The organism is Streptomyces luteoverticillatus, from assembly GCF_003970715.1.
GTDB classification, from domain to species: domain Bacteria; phylum Actinomycetota; class Actinomycetes; order Streptomycetales; family Streptomycetaceae; genus Streptomyces; species Streptomyces abikoensis.
In genome coordinates, this window is sequence record NZ_CP034587.1 from 248,807 (window position 1) to 264,642 (window position 15,836).

The following is a 15,836-nucleotide window of genomic DNA, read 5'->3' on the forward strand; positions in this document are numbered from 1 at the left end:
ATTCCCCGTCAAGGGAGTCATCGCGCCATGGTGTCCGGAAACGGCGTCCGAGATCGTTCCGGTCGGCTCAGTGGTCGTGGGGCCCGGGGCGGTGGACGGGGCCGTGGGTGTCCTCGGTGCGGCCCCGGTGGCCCGTGGGGGCGGCGATCTGGAGGAGGGCCTCCTCGTCCTGGTCCTCGCCGAGGTGGTCGACCTGGAGGGTGGCGTGGGTGATGCCGTAGTCCTCGCGCAGCCGGTGCTGGAGGCGGCGGCGCACGGTGTGGCAGTCGCCGTCGGGGGTGACCAGGACGTGGGCCGACAGGGCGGGCTGGCCGGAGGTGATCTGCCAGATGTGGAGGTCGTGGATCTCGACGACCTGATCGGCGGCGGCCATCCGGTCGCCGACCGCGTCGGGGTCGATACCGGCCGGGGCGGCCTCCAGGAAGATCCGGCCCGAGGCCCTGATCAGCCCGAAGCCGGCCTTGAGCATGAGGACGACGACGGCGAGGGTGGCGATGGCGTCGGCGCGGGCGAAGCCGGTGAGCATGACGACGAGCCCGGCGACGGCGGTGCCGATGAAGGCGTAGAGGTCGTTGAGGATGTGCTGGAAGGCGCCCTCGACGTTCAGCGAGGTGCGGTTGGCCTTGGAGATGCACCACGCGGCCACGATGTTGACGGCGATGCCGACGAGCGCGGTGACGAAGACCAGCTGACCCTCGACGTCGGGCGGGCTGATCAGCCGGCGCACGGCCTCGTAGCCGAGCCAGGCGCCGAGGAGAACGAGCGTGAGGCCGTTGGCCTGGGCGGAGAGTATCTCGGCGCGCTTGAGGCCGTAGGTGTATCCACCCCGGGCGGGCCGGGCCGCCAGGCGCATCGCGATGAGCGCGAGCACGATCGAGGCGGCGTCGGTGAGCATGTGGGCCGCGTCGGAGATCAGCGCCAGGGAGCTGGCGAGGATGCCGACGGTGACCTCGGCGGCCATGAACACGGTGATCAGCGTCAGGGCGATGGTCAGCCACCGGCGGTCGGCGTCGGCGGCGACGCCGTGGCTGTGCCCGCCGTGCCCAGAGCCGTGGTCGTGGCTGTGGGCGTGTCCGCCGGGGGCGTCTTCATGGGTATGGGTGTGGCCGGGCACGGCGCCTCCTGGCTGCCTCGTCGGGGGCTTCGCCAGCGAGTGAACAACATGATTCACGGGGTGCGCAAAGGCTGCAACGGCATCGGTTTCCAGTAGCGATAACAACGCTCTGACCTGCGGTTTTATCCCGGAGAGGCGAGCTCTGTGATGCAGCTGGTAATCGATTTCAGAACCATGGAGCAAACACCGTGCCCGGTGTCGCCGCTAGCCCCGGCGGCCGGGCTTTCCGGGCTTGCCGCGCTTCGCGGTCCGGGAGGCGCTCCGGCCCGCCGTCCTGCCGGTGGCCGTCTTGCCGGCCGCCGGCTTCCGCCGGGCGGCGCCCGGCTCCGGGCGCTTGTCCTTGCGCTGGTCCTTCGGCTGCTCCCCGGCCTCGGGGCGGCGGCCCCGGGAGCTGTTCACGGTGCGGCCCCGGACGATGCCGATGAAGTCCTCCACCATGTCGGTGGTCCGCTCCTCGGGCCACGACAGGGCCACGCTCGACTGCGGGGCGTCGGTGACCGTCCGGTACGTGAGGTCCTTGCGGTGGTGCAGACGGGCGAGCGACTGCGGGACGAGGAGGACGCCCACGTTCGCCGCGACCAGCTCGATGGCGTCGCCCGTCGTCTCGGGGCGCTCGATCGCGGGCCGGCCCGGCAGCCCCTCCTGCCAGTCGAGGGTGTCGTCGAGGGGGTGGAAGACGACCTCGTCGGCCAGATCCGCCAGCGTGACCTCCTCGAACGCCGCGGCGAGGTGATCCTTCGGGATCACCACCACCGTGGTCTCGGTGTAGAGGGGGATGGCGCTGAAGTACGTCCGGTCGACGGGCAGCCGCACGAGCCCCGCGTCGGCCTCACCGCCGCGCAGCGCGTCCGGTGCCTCACCGGCGGCCGTCGCCACGAGCTCGAGCGGGGTGTCCGGCATTCGCTCGTTCCAGATCCGCACCCATTTGGCGGGGGTCGCGCCCGGTACGTAGGCGAGCCGGAACGGGGGAGAAGGTACTTCCGAGCCTGTCACCTGGCCAGGTTACCGGGCGTGGTCGGAAGGGGCGCACACGCTCGATATCCTTGGCAGCATGACGTCGCACCAGAGCACCCAGACCATGAAGCCCGCCACCGCGGCGAAGAAGCTGGGTGTGTACCTCGAAGCCACCCCCGCCGAGTTCCAGGAGGGTGTCGTCACGCGCGACGAGCTCAACGCTCTTCAGGCGGACCCGCCGGAGTGGCTGCGCGAGCTGCGCAGCAACGGCCCCCACCCGCGTCCGGTGGTCGCGGCGAAGCTCGGTGTCTCGATCTCGGGCCTGGCCCGTGGCGGGGTCACCGAGGCGCTCACCACGGAGCAGATCGAGGCGCTGAAGCAGGAGTCCCCGGAGTGGCTCCAGAAGGAGCGCGCCACCCAGGCGGAGGTCCGCAAGGAAACCGTCCGCATCAAGGAGAAGAACAAGCAGAAGCAGGAGCAGCAGGGCAGCTGACGCCCCTGGTCCATGCCTTGCGGAGGGCGCCCGGCCGTGTGCGGCCGGGCGCCCTCCGCGCGTTCACAGCCAGCTGACGCGGGCGCTGGTCAGGTTCTCCCCGGCCGGTGGGCGGGCCAGCTCTCCCTTGGCCACGCCGTCGAGGAGCTTGCGCACGGCCGCCATGATGTCGGGGGTCGCGTTCCGGAGTTCCGCCGCGTCGTGCGGCCCGGCTTCGTCCCTGCCCACTTTGGCCTCCGCGAGCAGGGCGTCCAGGTCCGCCAGTTTCCCGGCCACCCATTCCAGGGGCGCGGCCGAGAGCTTTTCGTCGAAGACCCGCGCTCCCGGGTCCCAGCCGTCGAACCTGGGGTGGTGGTGGGCGCGGTCCAGGCTTCCGGCCGGGCCGTCCGCCGACTCCAGCAGGTCGGCCCGCCAGAGGGGGCGGTCGACGACGATGGGCCGCGCGGCGTAGATGGTTCCCGTCAGGGGACCTGGCCGGAGCAGCCGGACCTCCAGGCGCACGCCCCGCTCGGCGCCTTCCTGGCCCGGGATCGGCTGGGGGTCGATGAAGTAGAGGTCACTGGCCACGACGCCGATCCGCTCGAATCCAAAGGCGTAGAGCACGAATCCTCCTCCGGCTGTTCCTGGCGACCTTGCGGGTGGCGGTGCTCCGGTCAGCGTGCCATGGCGCGGCCCGTGGGGCCATGGCGCGGGAACCGTCCCCGGCGGCGGGCCGCCGGGGACCGGAAGGGGCCGGCCGGGGTCAGACGCGGTCGGCGGCGATCAGCAGGTACTGGAAGCTGCCGTCCTTGTAGGCGGTCAGGAACGCCTTCTCGATGCCCGTGGCCAGCGGCGACTGGGCGCGCAGCTCCCAGTACGGGATGGTGGCCTCGGTGAGGTCCACGACGGCGGCCGGGACGAGCCGGTTGGCGGCCATCTCCTTGAAGTAGCTGCTGCGCGGGTGGATGTCGCAGATGTAGTGGGCGTTGATCTCGCTGACGGCCCGGGACGGCAGCCCGTAGGTGTCGTTGTAGCAGCCGGTGATGGTCACGTACCGGCCGCCGTGGCGGAGCATCCGCGCGTACTCGGGGAACAGCTGGGAGAGGTCGACGTACATGGTGCTCTCGTTGTTCCAGATGGCCCGGAAGCGGCCGCTCTCGAAGCCGGTGTCCAGCATGTTCTTCAGGTGGAAGCGCACCTTGTCGGAGACGCCGTGCTTCTCGGCCTGCTCGTTGGCGAACGCGACCTGGGTCTCCGAGATGGAGACGCCGTCGACGTGGCAGCCGAAGCGGCGGTTGGCGACGAGGCTGCCGCCGCCGCGGCCCGACCCGGAGTCCATCAGGCGGTCGTCGGGGGTGACGGTGCCGAGGTGATTGAGCAGCACCTCCGCCTGGGCGCACTCCAGGCGGTGGAGTTCGGCGGTGATCCGCTCGTCGCGGGTCTCCTCGGGCCCCTCCAGGACGGACCAGTCGACGTCGCCGACGCCGTAGTGGTGGTGGTAGATGCCGTCCACCTCGCCGAGCCGGAGATTGACGGGGTTCTTCTCCCGGTTCCAGTAGTCGGCGACGGAGCGCTGGTAGGCGCTGGCGAGAACCGAGGCGGGGCTGATCTCCTGAATGGTCACCGTGTCTTCTCTTTCCGCTTGCTGATGAACTGGTGGGGATTCACTGGGCCGATGCGCCGTGGTACCGGGGGCTGGTCGCGTGCCACTCCTTGCTCCCGCCCATCCAGGCCCACAGCCCGGCGAGGTAGCGCCGGAGTTCCGGGGAGCCCACCGCGCTCAGGACGGCGCACTCGGCCTCGACCGTGTGCATCAGCTCGTCGTGGATGCAGGCGGCGCGGTTCACGGCCTCCTGGAGCGAGCAGTTGTCCTCGGCGGCGAGGAGGTTGGGCAGATTGGTGTCGGTGGGGTCTTCCTTGGCCATCGAGTAGAGGTCGTTGAGCAGCACGTTGGCCGTGCCGGCGTACAGATAGGTGCGGCGTACGCGCGCGTCGGCGAACTCGGCGGCGGGGAGCTCGTAGCCGCCGACGGGGTCGATGAGGACCATGCAGGGGTAGAAGGCGTTCTCGTAGCGGTGGAGCAGGTACTCCCACACGGCGGGCCGCCGCTCGGAGCCGCGCCACTCCGCCTCCTGGTTGTAGCCCACGAACATCACGGCCAGTTCGTGGCGCAGCCGGGCCACCTGGGTGGGGGTGGCGATGCGTGCCAGGTGGTCGAGGCAGGAGCGGAAGGCGCGCAGGACGGGTTCCTTGCGCACGACGTTCTCGAACTGGGCCAGGTAGCGGGCGGGGAGGCGGACGGGGTCGACGACGGCGTGGGCGAGGGCCAGGCGGGATCCGATCAACTCCGGTGAGGTGTCCTCCCCTTCGTCGACCCAGTGGTCGTCCACGGCCCATTCGGCGAGTCCGCAGCGGGCGGCGGTCAGGATGCGGTCGGGGTCGTCGGTGTCGGGGTGGGCGAGCATGAACAGCCGCCCGAAGTTGTGCGACCGCAGCCGCTCCAACCGGCCCCGGAAGATGCCGACTTCCTCGGCCCATTCGACGAGCCGGTTGTTCACCTCCTCGCCGAGGGCCGGGTCGTCGCGCTCGGCGTCCGGGCAGTAGAGCGGTGGTACGCGCACGGAGGAGCCCGAGGAGGGCCCGGGGTCGTGGGAGTGCCCGTCCGCCGGCTGCTCGAGGGCCGGCCCGGGGGTGGGCGGGGCGGGCGGCGGGGTGAGGTCCGCGCGGAACAGGCGGGCGGCCGAGGTGCCGAGCCCCGTCGGCCCGGCGAGCAGGCCGCGCAGCGCGTCCACGACGGCCGGTGCCGCCTCGGCGACGTCCGCCGGGTCGTCGGGGCGGGGGGTGGTCGGCGCGCCCGCTCCGAGCGGAGCGGTGCCGTTGAGCCGGTTCATCCGGGGTCCCTTCGCTGCGCGTGCGGGCAGCGGCCACCGTGCCACCGCCCCGACCAGGCCACGCAGCAGAGTGGCGGACCCGAGGGCATCCGCGCAGCATCGGCGACGTACGTTCATCCGTACGTAGCTGAGTATGTTTATAGGGTCGAAGTGTGGTGCAGATACGGCGGAAGGGCCTCGCGCCCACGACAGGCGCGAGGCCCTTTCCGGGTCGAGCGGGGCTCAGCCGGTCGCCTTCTTGAGGAGGCCGCGCAGCCGGACGGCGTGGAAGACCTCGAACACGCCCATGACGACGAGGAACACCCCGGTCACCACGGTGAGTACGGCGATCGACCGGAAGGGCAGGTCGATCATCACGATCCCGGCCAGCACGTTGAGGAAGCCGACGAACACCTGCCAGCCGCGGGCGGGCATGCCCTTGTGCGACAGCGCCACGCCCGCCAGCATCACTCCGCGCAGCAGCCAGCCGAAACCGATCCACAGGGCGAGCAGCAGGATCGACCGGGCGGGCTCACGGAAGCACAACAGCCCCAGCAGTACGCACAGGGCGCCGCTGACAAAGCCCAGCACCCGCAGGGCGCCGGGGATGTACGCGCTGAAGGCGCCGGCGAGCTGGAAGGCGCCGATCACCAGCAGGTAGAGGCCGAAGAGGATCCCGACGACCAGCAGTGACGCCCCGGGCCAGGCCAGCACGATCGCCCCCAGGGCCACCGAGGCGATGCCGGCGCCCAGGAGCGTCTGCCAGCCCGCGTGCGCCAGTCGGCTGAGGTCTTCGCGGAGCCCGTCGGGCCCCTGGGATTCGTTGAGGGAGAAAGTCATGGCACGCGCTCCCCACGTGATCGCCCCTTCACCCCTTCGTCCAGATTTGCACAGATGGGGGACACCGACAACACGACGCGGAGGAGCCGGACCGCGACGCGTCAGTCGCAGGTGTCGAGCATCGCGACGAGCTTGTCCTTCTCGGGCTGGGTGACGCTCAGCCCGTACACGCTCTTGATGTGTCCCCAGGAGCGGGAGTAGACGCACCAGAAGTCCTGGTTGGGCGGCGACCACTGGTCCGGCGACTGGTCGCCCTTGGAGCGGTTGGAGGAGGCGGAGACGGCGTACAGCTGCGCGTTGTCGAGGTCGTTGGCGAACGCCTTGCGCCTGTCGGTGGCCCAGTTGTCCGCGCCGCTGCGCCAGGCGTTGGCCAGCGGCACCATGTGGTCGATGTCCACCTTGGAGGCCGAGTCGAGGGTCTTGTCGTCGTACGGGCTGTACCAGCTGCCCGCGACGGCCCGGCACATCGAGTCCTGGGTGACGCCGGAGCCGTCCCGCGACAGGACCACCTCACGGGTGTCGCACTCCCCGTACTGCTTGATCCAGTGCGGGAACCTCGCCCGGGAGTAGCCCGACATCGAATGCGGCGGTTCCACCTTGAGCCCGTCCAGCTCGGCGCGGACCGCGTCGGCCGCCGGAGGTTCCGGCGTCACGCGGTGGGAGGCCGCCGAGGGGGCGGATACCGCCGACGCGGCGACGAACGGGGCCAGGGCGGCGGCCAGCCCCAGAACAGCGGCGACGCGCCGCCGGGCGCGAGAAGTGATCATGCGCGAATACTTAGCGGCCGCCCCGCGTCCGCCCGGCGCATTCGCCCGTCCGAAGGCGCGCCGGAGAGCCGCTTCGCCATGTTCAGACGGATCGTCACACCGCGTACGATGCAGTCGTGATCGCCTATGCCCCCGCAGCCCTGTTCCTTCTCCTCTTCGGCATCGGCGTGTTGCGCGACCGACGGCGCTTCAGCAACGCGGTCCATTTCGGGCTCACCTGTATATGCCTGTTGTTCGGCCTGTTGTTCAGTCTGCTGCGCGCGGCCGCGGCGGGCGGTGATCGCGGTGTGCACGCCCTGGAGTGGATCGCGGCCGGGCTCCTCCTGATCCCCTTCCTCGGCGCGTTCGTCCTGCCGGCGCTGCTGCTGGCCAACGGCGTGAAGATGATCCGCAAGGAGGGCCGGCGCCCGGCCAACCTGCTCTCGTTCCTCGCCGGTCTCGGTATCTTCGGCCTCATCGGCCTGACGATCGCGTCCGCCGCCACCCGTTCCCGGAACCTGACGATCGTCACGGGCACCACCGTGATGATCGCCGCCTATGTGTCGTTCCTGTTCTTCTGCTTCATCGGATACGCCTTCCTGTACGGCTGGATGCGGCCGCGCCGGAACGTCGACTTCGTGGTGGTGCTCGGCTCCGGGCTCATCGGTGGGACGAAGGTGCCGCCCCTGCTCGCCAGCCGGCTGGAGCGCGGGCGCCAGGTGTACGAGCGGCAGGCGGCGCGCGGCAAGCCGCCGGTCCTGATCACCTCGGGCGGCCAGGGCCCGGACGAACAGCTTCCGGAATCCCACGCCATGGCCGACTACCTCACCGAACGCGGCTTCCCCGCCGAGCACGTCCGGCGCGAGGACAAGTCCCGCACCACCGAGGAGAACCTCCTCTACAGCAAGGCGATCATGGCGGAGGCGAAGCCCGGCTACCGCTGTGTGATCGTCACCAATAACTTCCATGCCTTCCGGGCCGCGCTCATGGCCCGCAAGACCGGCGTCAACGGCCAGGTCGTCGGCTCCCCGACGGCCGCGTACTTCTGGCCGAGCGCGACGATCCGCGAGTTCGTCGCCGTCTTCCTCAACCACAAGCTCGTCAACTTCACCATCTGCGGTCTGCTCGCCCTCTTCGGCGTGGCGGCCGTGTTCATCCACTGAGTGTTCATCCACTGAGCGAGGGGTCCCAGTCCTCCGGGGGCCGGGCCTCGTGGAGGACGGCGTGGTAGTAGCCCTCCGCCTCGCGCCCGGCGGGGTCCAGACCGGCCGCCGCGAGGCTCTCCAGGGTGCGCCGCCGCTCGTCCGGGTCGGTGAAGCGGCGCTGCCGGTGCGGGGCCCCGGACGGCCGTGTGACCAGCCCGTAGCGCCCCAGCACCGCCGCGACGGGCCGGAAGTCGACGGGACGCACCACGAAGGCCGCCACCCAGGCCCGTCCGCCGGACGGGGCGAGGACGGTGTCGAAGGTGCGCGGCCCGATGTAGCTCAGCCCGCCCGTGACGGTGATCAGGCCCGCCGGGGCGAGCGCCTCGGTCAGGGCGGCGCCCGCCGGTACGGTCTCCAGGTTCGCGGCGAAGGCGGTGTCCAGCAGGCCGACGGCCGCCGCGTAGCCGACGGCCCGGGGCGAGGCGTCGACGCCGACTACGGGGACGGCGTCGGCGCGGCGGCGGCCGGCGTAGAACTCCTTGTCGACGGCGATGAGTTCGTCCAGGGACAGCTCCGCCGTCCGCGGGCTCGTGTAGTGCTCGTAGAGCTCCCGCAGCGTGAGATCGTGGTTGACCAGGGCGGCGTTGATGCCGTATGAGCAGCACAGGTCCACCATGGTGACCGGCCCGCCGGGGTGGGCGCGGGCCCGGTCGGCGAGCAGGGCCCGGAAGACGGGCTGGGCGTGGTGGGGGATCTGGTACCGCAGGGGCGCCAGCCGGGTGAAGTACGCGCGGGGGTCGGGCCGGTCGTAGATGTCGTCGAAACTGCTCTTGCCCCAGTGGTCCGCCCTGTCCGCGGCGTCTGTCCCCATTCCCCGGCCCTTCCGATCGGCTTCCGGTCCGCGTCATCCCTTCCCCGGGCCGGCTCGGCACGGAACACGCGGGGGTGCGAATCCGGCCGTCCGGGTCATGCCGGAGGTTTCAGTCGTCCTCACCCGGAAGGCGGTCGGAGGCGCGCACCCGGTGGAGGTGGATCAGGGCGTCGTAGCCGCGGCCCAGGGCGACCGGGTGGCTCGGCAAGGGATGGGCCGTGCCGATGCTGTAGGTGGGCCGGGCCTGGCGGAGCCAGTCGCGGGCGGGGGCCGGTGCGGTGCGCAGGTCCAGGAAGTAGTCGCGCATCCGCACGCGGTCGAGGGTGTGCTCGTTGCTGCCGAGGGCGGCGGGCCCCACGGTGAACTTCTTGACGTTCTTCCCCAGCGGCAGGTCGTCCGGCCCGGTCGCGTTGAACGAGCCCTGGTCGAAGGAGAGCCCGACGGCGACGTAGCGCGTCCCGAGGCGGTCGTGGAGGAAGGCGCCCTGTGACTTCGGGTAGTTCACGGGATCGGAGCTCGCGTAGCCGACGTGCCCGTTGTGGGCGGAGAGCAGGACCTTGTCGCCGGTGTTCCGCTGCCACCAGGCGGTGTTGTCGGCCATGACCTCGTCGCGGAAGCGCATGGCCGCCGCGACGCCCTCCTGCTTGCCGAAGTCGAAGGCGTACTGGTCGGCGGTCTGCCGGAGCGTCAGGGCGTTCTGGACGGCCCACCGGTACGCCTCGCCCGCCGCGCGGCCAGGGCCCGGCCGCTGCTTCCGGAGCAGGTCCAGGGCCCGCCGGGCGCGGGCGGCCTTGTCCTGCCGTTCGGCGAGCGGCCGCTCGAGGTAGGCGCGCATGTACGGGCCGCTGGCCGTCGTGGGGCGCAGGTCGCGGTAGAGGCCGGTGAGCTCGGGCAGCAGGGCGGGGTGGGCGGTACGGGCGTAGTCGAGGACCCGGTCGTAGAGCTCCGGGCCGGCGTAGGCGATGTCGTTGCCCATGAACCGGACGGGGTCGCCGGGGTGGGCGACGTTCCAGGAGCGCATCCACTGGACGAGGGAGAGGTATTCGCGGGTGTTCCAGGAGAGATAGGCGTCCTGGAAGTCCTCGCGCAGTACGCGCTCGGGGTCGCCCTTTCCACGCAGGAGGTAGTCGTTGAGCCGGAGGCCGGTGCTCCAGGGGGCCTCCAGGGCGTAGGCGCGGAAGCCCCGGTCGCGCACCAGGTGGCGGAAGACGCGCTGTTTGAGGGCGAAGAACTCATGGGAGCCGTGCGTGGCCTCGCCCATTCCCACGACGCGCGCGTCGCCCACCATGCGGTCCAGGGGGCGCAGGTCGTCCGAGGGGCCGGACGGCTCGGTGGACCGCAGCGGGTGGGCGACGCTCTCGACGGCCCGGACGACGCGGTCGTCCTCATGTGTGGTCGCCGCGAGGGCGGGGGTGGTGGCCGCGGACGCGCCCAGGCAGAGAAGGAGGGTCAGGAAGGTGGTGGCCGGGTGTCGTTGGGTGGGCTTCATGCGCTTCAGCTTTGTCGCCGGGCGGGCATGAGCCCATCCGGTATGTCCCCGTGTTGTGGGTGGGGCTGGCCCCACCTCGTTCTCTGGCGACTGGCGGTCTCAGCCGCCTCAAGTGCCCCATAAGTCAATCTGTATAACAGCATGTATGAGACACATGACCATACGTCGTTCCGCGTCCCTGGCCCTCGCCGTCACCGCGTTGCTGGGCCCGGCCACCGCCGCCACCGCCGCCGGGCGGCCGCAGGCCGCCCCGTCCCCCGCCGCCGCGACCGCCGCGCCGGACCGTCAGGTGGTGGCCGGGCTCGACCGGTACGCCCACCGGCTGCGCGGCGCCCAGCCGGGCGGGTCCGGCGCGGACCTGGAGGCGTTCGGGAAGGCGACGCGGGGCGCCTCCATCGTCGGCATAGGCGAGGTCTCGCACGGCTCGGGGGACGTCTTCGCCCTCAAGGACCGGCTGCTGCGGCACCTGGTGACGCGCGAGGGGTTCTCCGCCTTCGCCATGGAGATCAACTGGTCGGCCGCCGCCCGCATCGACGCCTACGTCCGCACCGGCGAGGGCGACCTGCGGCAGATCATGGGCGACGAGTTCCAGGACGCCTACGGCCTGGACGACACCGAGGAGTACCTGCGGCTGTTCAGCTGGGTGCGCGAGCACAACCGCACCAGCGCCCACCAGGTCCGGATCGTCGGCGTCGACTTCTCCGACGTCAACCCAGAGCAGTACGACCGCCTCTTCGCCTGGGCCGGGCGGAACACGCCCGCGCTCGTCCCCGAGCTGCGCGAGCGGTACGCGGCGCTCCGCGCGCTGCGCGGCGGGGTCGCCGAGCGGCTGGCCGCGTACGGCGCCCTCCCGCTCGCCGAGCGCAAGAAGATGGCCGAGGACGCCGACGCCGCGTACCGGCTGCTGGAGGGGGCCGCCAAGCGGGATGCCCGGGTGCTCCAGGACGCCCGGGTCGTCTCGCAGATGGCCGCGTCCAACGCCTTCGACGGCGACGACCCGGCCCAGGCCCTCGCCGCCAACCGGTACCGTGACCGGGCCATGGCCGAGAACGCCGTCTGGTGGCAGCGGAACACCGGCGACCGGATCCTCCTCTCGGCACACGACGGGCACATCACCTACGAGACGGCCCTGCCCCACGTCTACCCCGTCACGATGGGCGCGGACCTGCGCGAGCTCGTCGGCAAGGAGTACCTCGCCGTCGGCACGTCCGCGTACGGCGGCGCCTACCGGGCCCGCACGGCGACGGGAGTGGGGACGTTCCCCTTCGCCGCCGCGCCCGGCAGCAACGAGTACGTCCTCGACCAGGTGCGCCACCGCGACTTCTACGTCGACCTGCGCGAGGCGCGCCGCGACCCCGCGCTGACGGGCTGGCTGGACACGGCCCGTCCGACGTTCATGATCCCCGGCCGGTATCCCTACCAGACGGCGTGGCCGCTCGCGCTGGGCCGGGGCTACGACATCGTCATGCACCTGCACGAGGTGGGCGCGTCCGTCCCCCTCACTCGGCCGTAGCCGCCCGGCCCCGCCCCCGGCTTCGCCGGGGTGCGCCTACTCCCTGGGTCGGAGACGCGACTGGTCATCGCGGATGATGTCATCCCCCTTCGGATCCACGACCGTTGGGCGTGCACCGTTTCCTCGCATCGAACAGCGACAGGAGCATGCCTTGACGGACATGACACGACGCGGAGTGCTCGCCGGCACGGCGGCGTTGGGGGCGACTGCCGCGGGGCTGTCCGCACCGGAGGCGGCCGCGACGCCCACCGGGCGGGCGGCCGCCGCCGCGCCGGCCCGGTCCGGCCCCGCCGCCATCGGCCCCGACGACACGCGCTACCCGTCGCTCACCCGGCGCGGCGCCAACGCCCGCTTCGTCGGCAGACCCGACTACGTCCGGGTGGCCGACACCACCGAGCAGGTCGTCGAGGCCGTCCAGCAGGCCGTGCGCGAGGGCAGACGCGTCGCCGTGCGCAGTGGCGGGCACTGCTTCGAGAGCTTCGTCGACGACCCGTCCGTCAAGGCCCTCATCGACCTCTCCCCCATGACCGCCGTGCATTACGACGCGTCGCGGCGCGCGTTCGCGGTCGAGCCGGGTGCCCTGCTCGGCCAGGTGTACCGGCGGTTGTTCACCGAGTGGGGCGTGTCCATCCCGGCGGGGGCCACCGCCGAGGTGGGCGTCGGCGGGCATGTGCTCGGCGGCGGGTACGGTGCCCTGTCTCGTCGGCACGGGCTGTCCGTCGACCATCTGTACGGCGTCGAGGTGGTGGTCGTGGACGCGTCCGGGAAGGCGTCGAGCGTCGTCGCCACCCGGGACTCGTCCGGCCCGCTGCGCGAGCTGTGGTGGGCGCACACCGGTGGCGGGGGCGGCAACTTCGGGATCGTCACGCGCTACTGGTTCCGGGACCCGGCGGCCACCGGGTCGGACCCCGCCCGCCTGCTGCCCCGCCCGCCCGCGTCCGTCCTCACCTTCACCGCCTCCTGGTCGTGGAAGGACCTGGATGAGGCCTCCTTCGCCCGGCTGGTGCGCGACCACGGCACCTGGTACGAGAACAACAGCGCGCCCGGCTCGCCCTACGCGGGGTTGTTCAGCGTGCTGATGCTGAACTCCCGCAAGTACGGCACCGTCGACCTGGTCGGCCAGCTGGACTCCACGGGCTCCGGGGCGCGGCGCCTCCTGGACGACTACGTGGCCGCCGTCGGCCGGGGGGTGGGGGCCCGGCCCACGGTGAAGCGGGAGGACCGGCCCTGGCTCGAGGTCAACGCGAACGTGACGGAGTCCGCGCCGTCGTTCTTCAAGGCCAAGTCCGGCTACCTGCGGAAGCGCTTCACGGACCGTCAGATCGCGGTCCTCCACGAACACCTCACCGGCAAGGCGGGTGGCGAGCTCCCCGGTTCGCTGTGGCTGGTCTCCTACGGCGGGCAGGTCAACACCGTCCCGGCGGACGCGACGGCCGTCGCCCAGCGGGACTCCATCCTCAAGGCGGTCTACCTGACCGGCTGGGAGGACCCGAAGCACGACGGCGGGCCGGAGCTCGCCTGGCTGCGCGACCTCTACCGGGCCGTGTACGCCGACAGCGGCGGCGTGCCCGCGCCCGGCACGAACAGCGACGGGTGCTTCATCAACTACCCCGACGCCGAGCTCGCCGACCCCGCGTTCAACACGTCCGGGACGCCGTGGCACACCCTCTACTACAAGGGCCACTACGCGCGGCTCCAGCGCGTCAAGGCGCACTGGGACCCCAGGAACGAGTTCCGGCACGCGCTGTCCATTCGTCCGCCCCGCTGACCGGTCCGTCGCCGATCGGCCCGTCGCCGGCGCCCGCGACGACGTACCCGTACTCGTAGGCCAGGATCACGGCCTGGGTGCGGTTGCGGGCGCCGAGCTTGGCCAGCAGGTTGCTGACGTGGGTCTTGACCGTCTCCAGGCCGACGATCAGATGGCCGGCGATATCGGTGTTGGACAGGCCCCTGGCCATGAGGCGGAGTATCTCCCGCTCGCGGCCGGTGAGGGCGGGCGTGCCGCGCGGCGGACGCGGCGGCGGCCCGGGGCGGGCGGCGACGAGCCGGCGGACGCTGTCGGGGAAGAGGAGGGAGTCGGTCGTGGCGACCAGGCGCACGGCGTGGCCGATCTGTTCGGACGGGGCTCGCTTGAGGACGAAGCCCGCCGCGCCGGCGCGCAGGGCGTCGTAGACGTACGCGTCGTTCCCGAAGGTCGTGATCACCACGACCTTCGGGGGCCCGGCGAGGGTGGTCTGGAGGCGCCGGGTGGCCTCGATGCCGTCGATGCCGGGCATCCGCACGTCCATCAGGACGACGTCGGGGCGCAGCTCCTCGGCGAGGGCCAGGGCCTGGTGGCCGTCGGCCGCCTCGCCGATGACGTCGAGGCCGGGCAGGGCGGAGAGCAGGGTGCGCAGGCCGGTGCGGGTGAGCTCCTCGTCGTCCGCGACGAGGACGGTGACGGTCGTGGTCACGGCGCCTGCCTCAGCGGGACGCGCACGGCGAGCAGCCAGCCGGTGCCGTCGGGGGCCGGTCCCGTCGCGGCCTCGCCGTTCAGGAGTTCCACGCGTTCCAGGATGCCGGTGAGGCCCCTGCCGCGTCGTTCGGCGCGTGGTGGCCGGGCGCGGCCGGGGACCGGGTTGGCGATCTCCAGCTCCAGGAGGGCGGGTGTGACCGTCACGCGCAGCCGGACCGGGGAGCGGCCGCCGTGCTTCAGGGCGTTGGTGAGCCCTTCCTGGACGATCCGGTAGGCCTCCCGGGACACGGTCGCGGGGACGCCCGCCGGGTCGCCGGTGATGTCCGCGCGGACGTCGGTCCCCGTGTGGCGGACCCGGTCGACCAGCGTGTGGAGGTCGGCCAGGGTGAGCGGCGGGGCCGTGGCCGTGTGCTCCTCGCGGAGGATGCCCAGGGCGTGGTCGAGGTCGTCCATGGCGGCGCGGGAGGCTTCCTCCAGGCCGGTGAGGGCACGGCGGACGGCGGCCGGGTCGGTGTCCATGAGGCTCCTGGCCACAGCCGCCTGGATGGTGGACGCCGTCAGGGTGTGGCCGATCGAGTCGTGCAACTCCTGGGCGAGCCGGTTGCGTTGCGCCATCCGGCGCATCTGCGACTCGAGTGCGGCGAGCCGTTCGGCGGGTCCGTGGCCGAGGAGCGCGGGGGCGGCGCGCCGGAGGAGGGCGGCGACGGCGGCGCAGGCGTGGCCCGCCAGGACGAGGAGCGCGGCGGCCACCGGGAGCGTCCACAGCCCGGCCGCTCCCCCGGGCACGTCCAGGGGGCGGAGGATCGTGACGCGGTCGCCGCCGTTCAGCCACACGGCGGGCAGGGCGACGGCCGTCGCCGACGCGAAGGCGGTGACGGCCGTCAGCGCGCCGCCCGCCACCGTGTGCAGGAGGAGCCACGTGCCCGTGCGGAGCCGGTCGGCGCCGCGTGGGCGCGCCGCCGCGACGGGGGCGGGCAGGTCCGTGCCCAGCAGGCGGTTGGCCACGCGGACGGAGGCGCTCCGCGCCCGGCGCGAGCAGCCGGCGGCGACGGTGAGGGCGGCCCACGCGGTCAGGAGCACGGCGGTCCGGGCCGGCGCCGGCCAGTCGCGCGGGGCCGTCGCGACCACGAGCGACGCGGCGGCGAGCGGCAGGAGGCCGACGGCGGCGCCGAGCAGTCCGTGGAGCCAGGTTCGGAGGGTGTCGCCGCTCGTCGGCGGGCGGAACGGACGTATCAGCGGACGTATCAGCGGACGGAGCGGATGTATCGGAAGACGCACGCCCGGGAGTATCGCAGCGGCTTCCGGCGGCCCGCCTCCCCCGCGCGAGCGATACGCGAGCTCCCCCGTCACCGGGATGTGCCGGCCGG

Annotated in this window: 15 protein-coding genes; 4 read left to right on the top strand and 11 right to left on the bottom strand. The window is 72.3% G+C overall.

Going from position 1 to position 15,836, the window contains the following annotated elements:
- Nucleotides 1–67: 67 nt before the first annotated feature.
- On the bottom strand, nt 68–1,114 hold the full coding sequence (locus tag EKH77_RS01125) for a cation diffusion facilitator family transporter (RefSeq protein WP_126912569.1): 1,047 nt from the start codon (nt 1,112–1,114) through the stop codon (nt 68–70).
- Nucleotides 1,115–1,318: 204 nt separating this feature from the next.
- On the bottom strand, nt 1,319–2,107 hold the full coding sequence (locus EKH77_RS01130; RefSeq protein ID WP_126912570.1) for a LysR family substrate-binding domain-containing protein: 789 nt from the start codon (nt 2,105–2,107) through the stop codon (nt 1,319–1,321).
- 58 nt (nt 2,108–2,165) lie between these two features.
- On the opposite strand from EKH77_RS01130, the gene EKH77_RS01135 reads away from it, so the two are divergent.
- On the top strand, nt 2,166–2,561 hold the full coding sequence (locus EKH77_RS01135) for a DUF5997 family protein (RefSeq protein WP_126912571.1): 396 nt from the start codon (nt 2,166–2,168) through the stop codon (nt 2,559–2,561).
- Nucleotides 2,562–2,624: 63 nt separating this feature from the next.
- On the opposite strand, the gene EKH77_RS01140 is transcribed toward EKH77_RS01135, so the two are convergent.
- From EKH77_RS01140 to EKH77_RS01160, 5 genes are all read right to left on the bottom strand, one after another.
- Nucleotides 2,625–3,164, bottom strand: a complete 540-nt coding sequence (locus EKH77_RS01140; RefSeq protein ID WP_126912572.1) for a hypothetical protein — start codon at nt 3,162–3,164, stop codon at nt 2,625–2,627.
- Between the two features lie 139 nt (nt 3,165–3,303).
- Entirely contained in the window at nt 3,304–4,164 is an 861-nt protein-coding gene (locus EKH77_RS01145) for a geranyl diphosphate 2-C-methyltransferase (RefSeq protein WP_240667161.1), read from the bottom strand.
- A gap of 40 nt (nt 4,165–4,204) precedes the next feature.
- Nucleotides 4,205–5,431 (bottom strand): family 2 encapsulin nanocompartment cargo protein terpene cyclase, encoded by a 1,227-nt coding sequence (locus EKH77_RS01150; RefSeq protein WP_240667162.1) that lies wholly within the window; start codon nt 5,429–5,431, stop codon nt 4,205–4,207.
- 222 nt (nt 5,432–5,653) lie between these two features.
- Complete coding sequence (locus tag EKH77_RS01155) at nt 5,654–6,250, bottom strand: HdeD family acid-resistance protein (protein WP_126912573.1); 597 nt, start codon at nt 6,248–6,250, stop codon at nt 5,654–5,656.
- A gap of 101 nt (nt 6,251–6,351) precedes the next feature.
- Entirely contained in the window at nt 6,352–7,017 is a 666-nt protein-coding gene (locus EKH77_RS01160; protein WP_126912574.1) for an HNH endonuclease family protein, read from the bottom strand.
- Between the two features lie 116 nt (nt 7,018–7,133).
- Between EKH77_RS01160 and EKH77_RS01165 the strand changes: the two genes are divergently transcribed.
- On the top strand, nt 7,134–8,159 hold the full coding sequence (locus tag EKH77_RS01165) for a YdcF family protein (protein WP_126912575.1): 1,026 nt from the start codon (nt 7,134–7,136) through the stop codon (nt 8,157–8,159).
- A 4-nt stretch (nt 8,160–8,163) separates the two neighbouring features.
- On the opposite strand, the gene EKH77_RS01170 is transcribed toward EKH77_RS01165, so the two are convergent.
- Both EKH77_RS01170 and EKH77_RS01175 read right to left on the bottom strand, forming a co-directional pair.
- Complete coding sequence (locus EKH77_RS01170; protein WP_126912576.1) at nt 8,164–9,012, bottom strand: hypothetical protein; 849 nt, start codon at nt 9,010–9,012, stop codon at nt 8,164–8,166.
- Nucleotides 9,013–9,121: 109 nt separating this feature from the next.
- On the bottom strand, nt 9,122–10,501 hold the full coding sequence (locus EKH77_RS01175) for an erythromycin esterase family protein (RefSeq protein WP_126912577.1): 1,380 nt from the start codon (nt 10,499–10,501) through the stop codon (nt 9,122–9,124).
- Nucleotides 10,502–10,646: 145 nt separating this feature from the next.
- On the opposite strand from EKH77_RS01175, the gene EKH77_RS01180 reads away from it, so the two are divergent.
- Nucleotides 10,647–12,014, top strand: a complete 1,368-nt coding sequence (locus EKH77_RS01180; protein WP_126912578.1) for an erythromycin esterase family protein — start codon at nt 10,647–10,649, stop codon at nt 12,012–12,014.
- A 160-nt stretch (nt 12,015–12,174) separates the two neighbouring features.
- The gene (locus tag EKH77_RS01185; RefSeq protein ID WP_126912579.1) at nt 12,175–13,782 is read left to right on the top strand and encodes an FAD-dependent oxidoreductase; all 1,608 of its coding nucleotides are present in this window, start codon (nt 12,175–12,177) and stop codon (nt 13,780–13,782) included.
- On the opposite strand, the gene EKH77_RS01190 is transcribed toward EKH77_RS01185, so the two are convergent.
- Complete coding sequence (locus tag EKH77_RS01190) at nt 13,718–14,467, bottom strand: response regulator transcription factor (protein WP_240667163.1); 750 nt, start codon at nt 14,465–14,467, stop codon at nt 13,718–13,720. The two genes, EKH77_RS01185 and EKH77_RS01190, sit on opposite strands and share 65 nt — an antisense overlap.
- Nucleotides 14,464–15,747 (bottom strand): sensor histidine kinase, encoded by a 1,284-nt coding sequence (locus EKH77_RS01195; protein ID WP_240667164.1) that lies wholly within the window; start codon nt 15,745–15,747, stop codon nt 14,464–14,466. The genes EKH77_RS01190 and EKH77_RS01195 overlap by 4 nt, the downstream gene beginning before the upstream one ends.
- Nucleotides 15,748–15,836 lie beyond the last annotated feature (89 nt).

What these genes read in the sequence shown, in the direction of transcription:
- EKH77_RS01135 (WP_126912571.1), top strand. Translation starts at nt 2,166, where the DNA reads ATGACGTCGCACCAGAGCACCCAGACCATGAAGCCCGCCACCGCGGCG.
- EKH77_RS01150 (WP_240667162.1), bottom strand. Translation starts at nt 5,431, where the DNA reads ATGAACCGGCTCAACGGCACCGCTCCGCTCGGAGCGGGCGCGCCGACC.
- EKH77_RS01155 (WP_126912573.1), bottom strand. Translation starts at nt 6,250, where the DNA reads ATGACTTTCTCCCTCAACGAATCCCAGGGGCCCGACGGGCTCCGCGAA.
- EKH77_RS01160 (WP_126912574.1), bottom strand. Translation starts at nt 7,017, where the DNA reads ATGATCACTTCTCGCGCCCGGCGGCGCGTCGCCGCTGTTCTGGGGCTG.
- EKH77_RS01170 (WP_126912576.1), bottom strand. Translation starts at nt 9,012, where the DNA reads ATGGGGACAGACGCCGCGGACAGGGCGGACCACTGGGGCAAGAGCAGT.
- EKH77_RS01175 (WP_126912577.1), bottom strand. Translation starts at nt 10,501, where the DNA reads ATGAAGCCCACCCAACGACACCCGGCCACCACCTTCCTGACCCTCCTT.
- EKH77_RS01180 (WP_126912578.1), top strand. Translation starts at nt 10,647, where the DNA reads ATGAGACACATGACCATACGTCGTTCCGCGTCCCTGGCCCTCGCCGTC.
- EKH77_RS01185 (WP_126912579.1), top strand. Translation starts at nt 12,175, where the DNA reads ATGACACGACGCGGAGTGCTCGCCGGCACGGCGGCGTTGGGGGCGACT.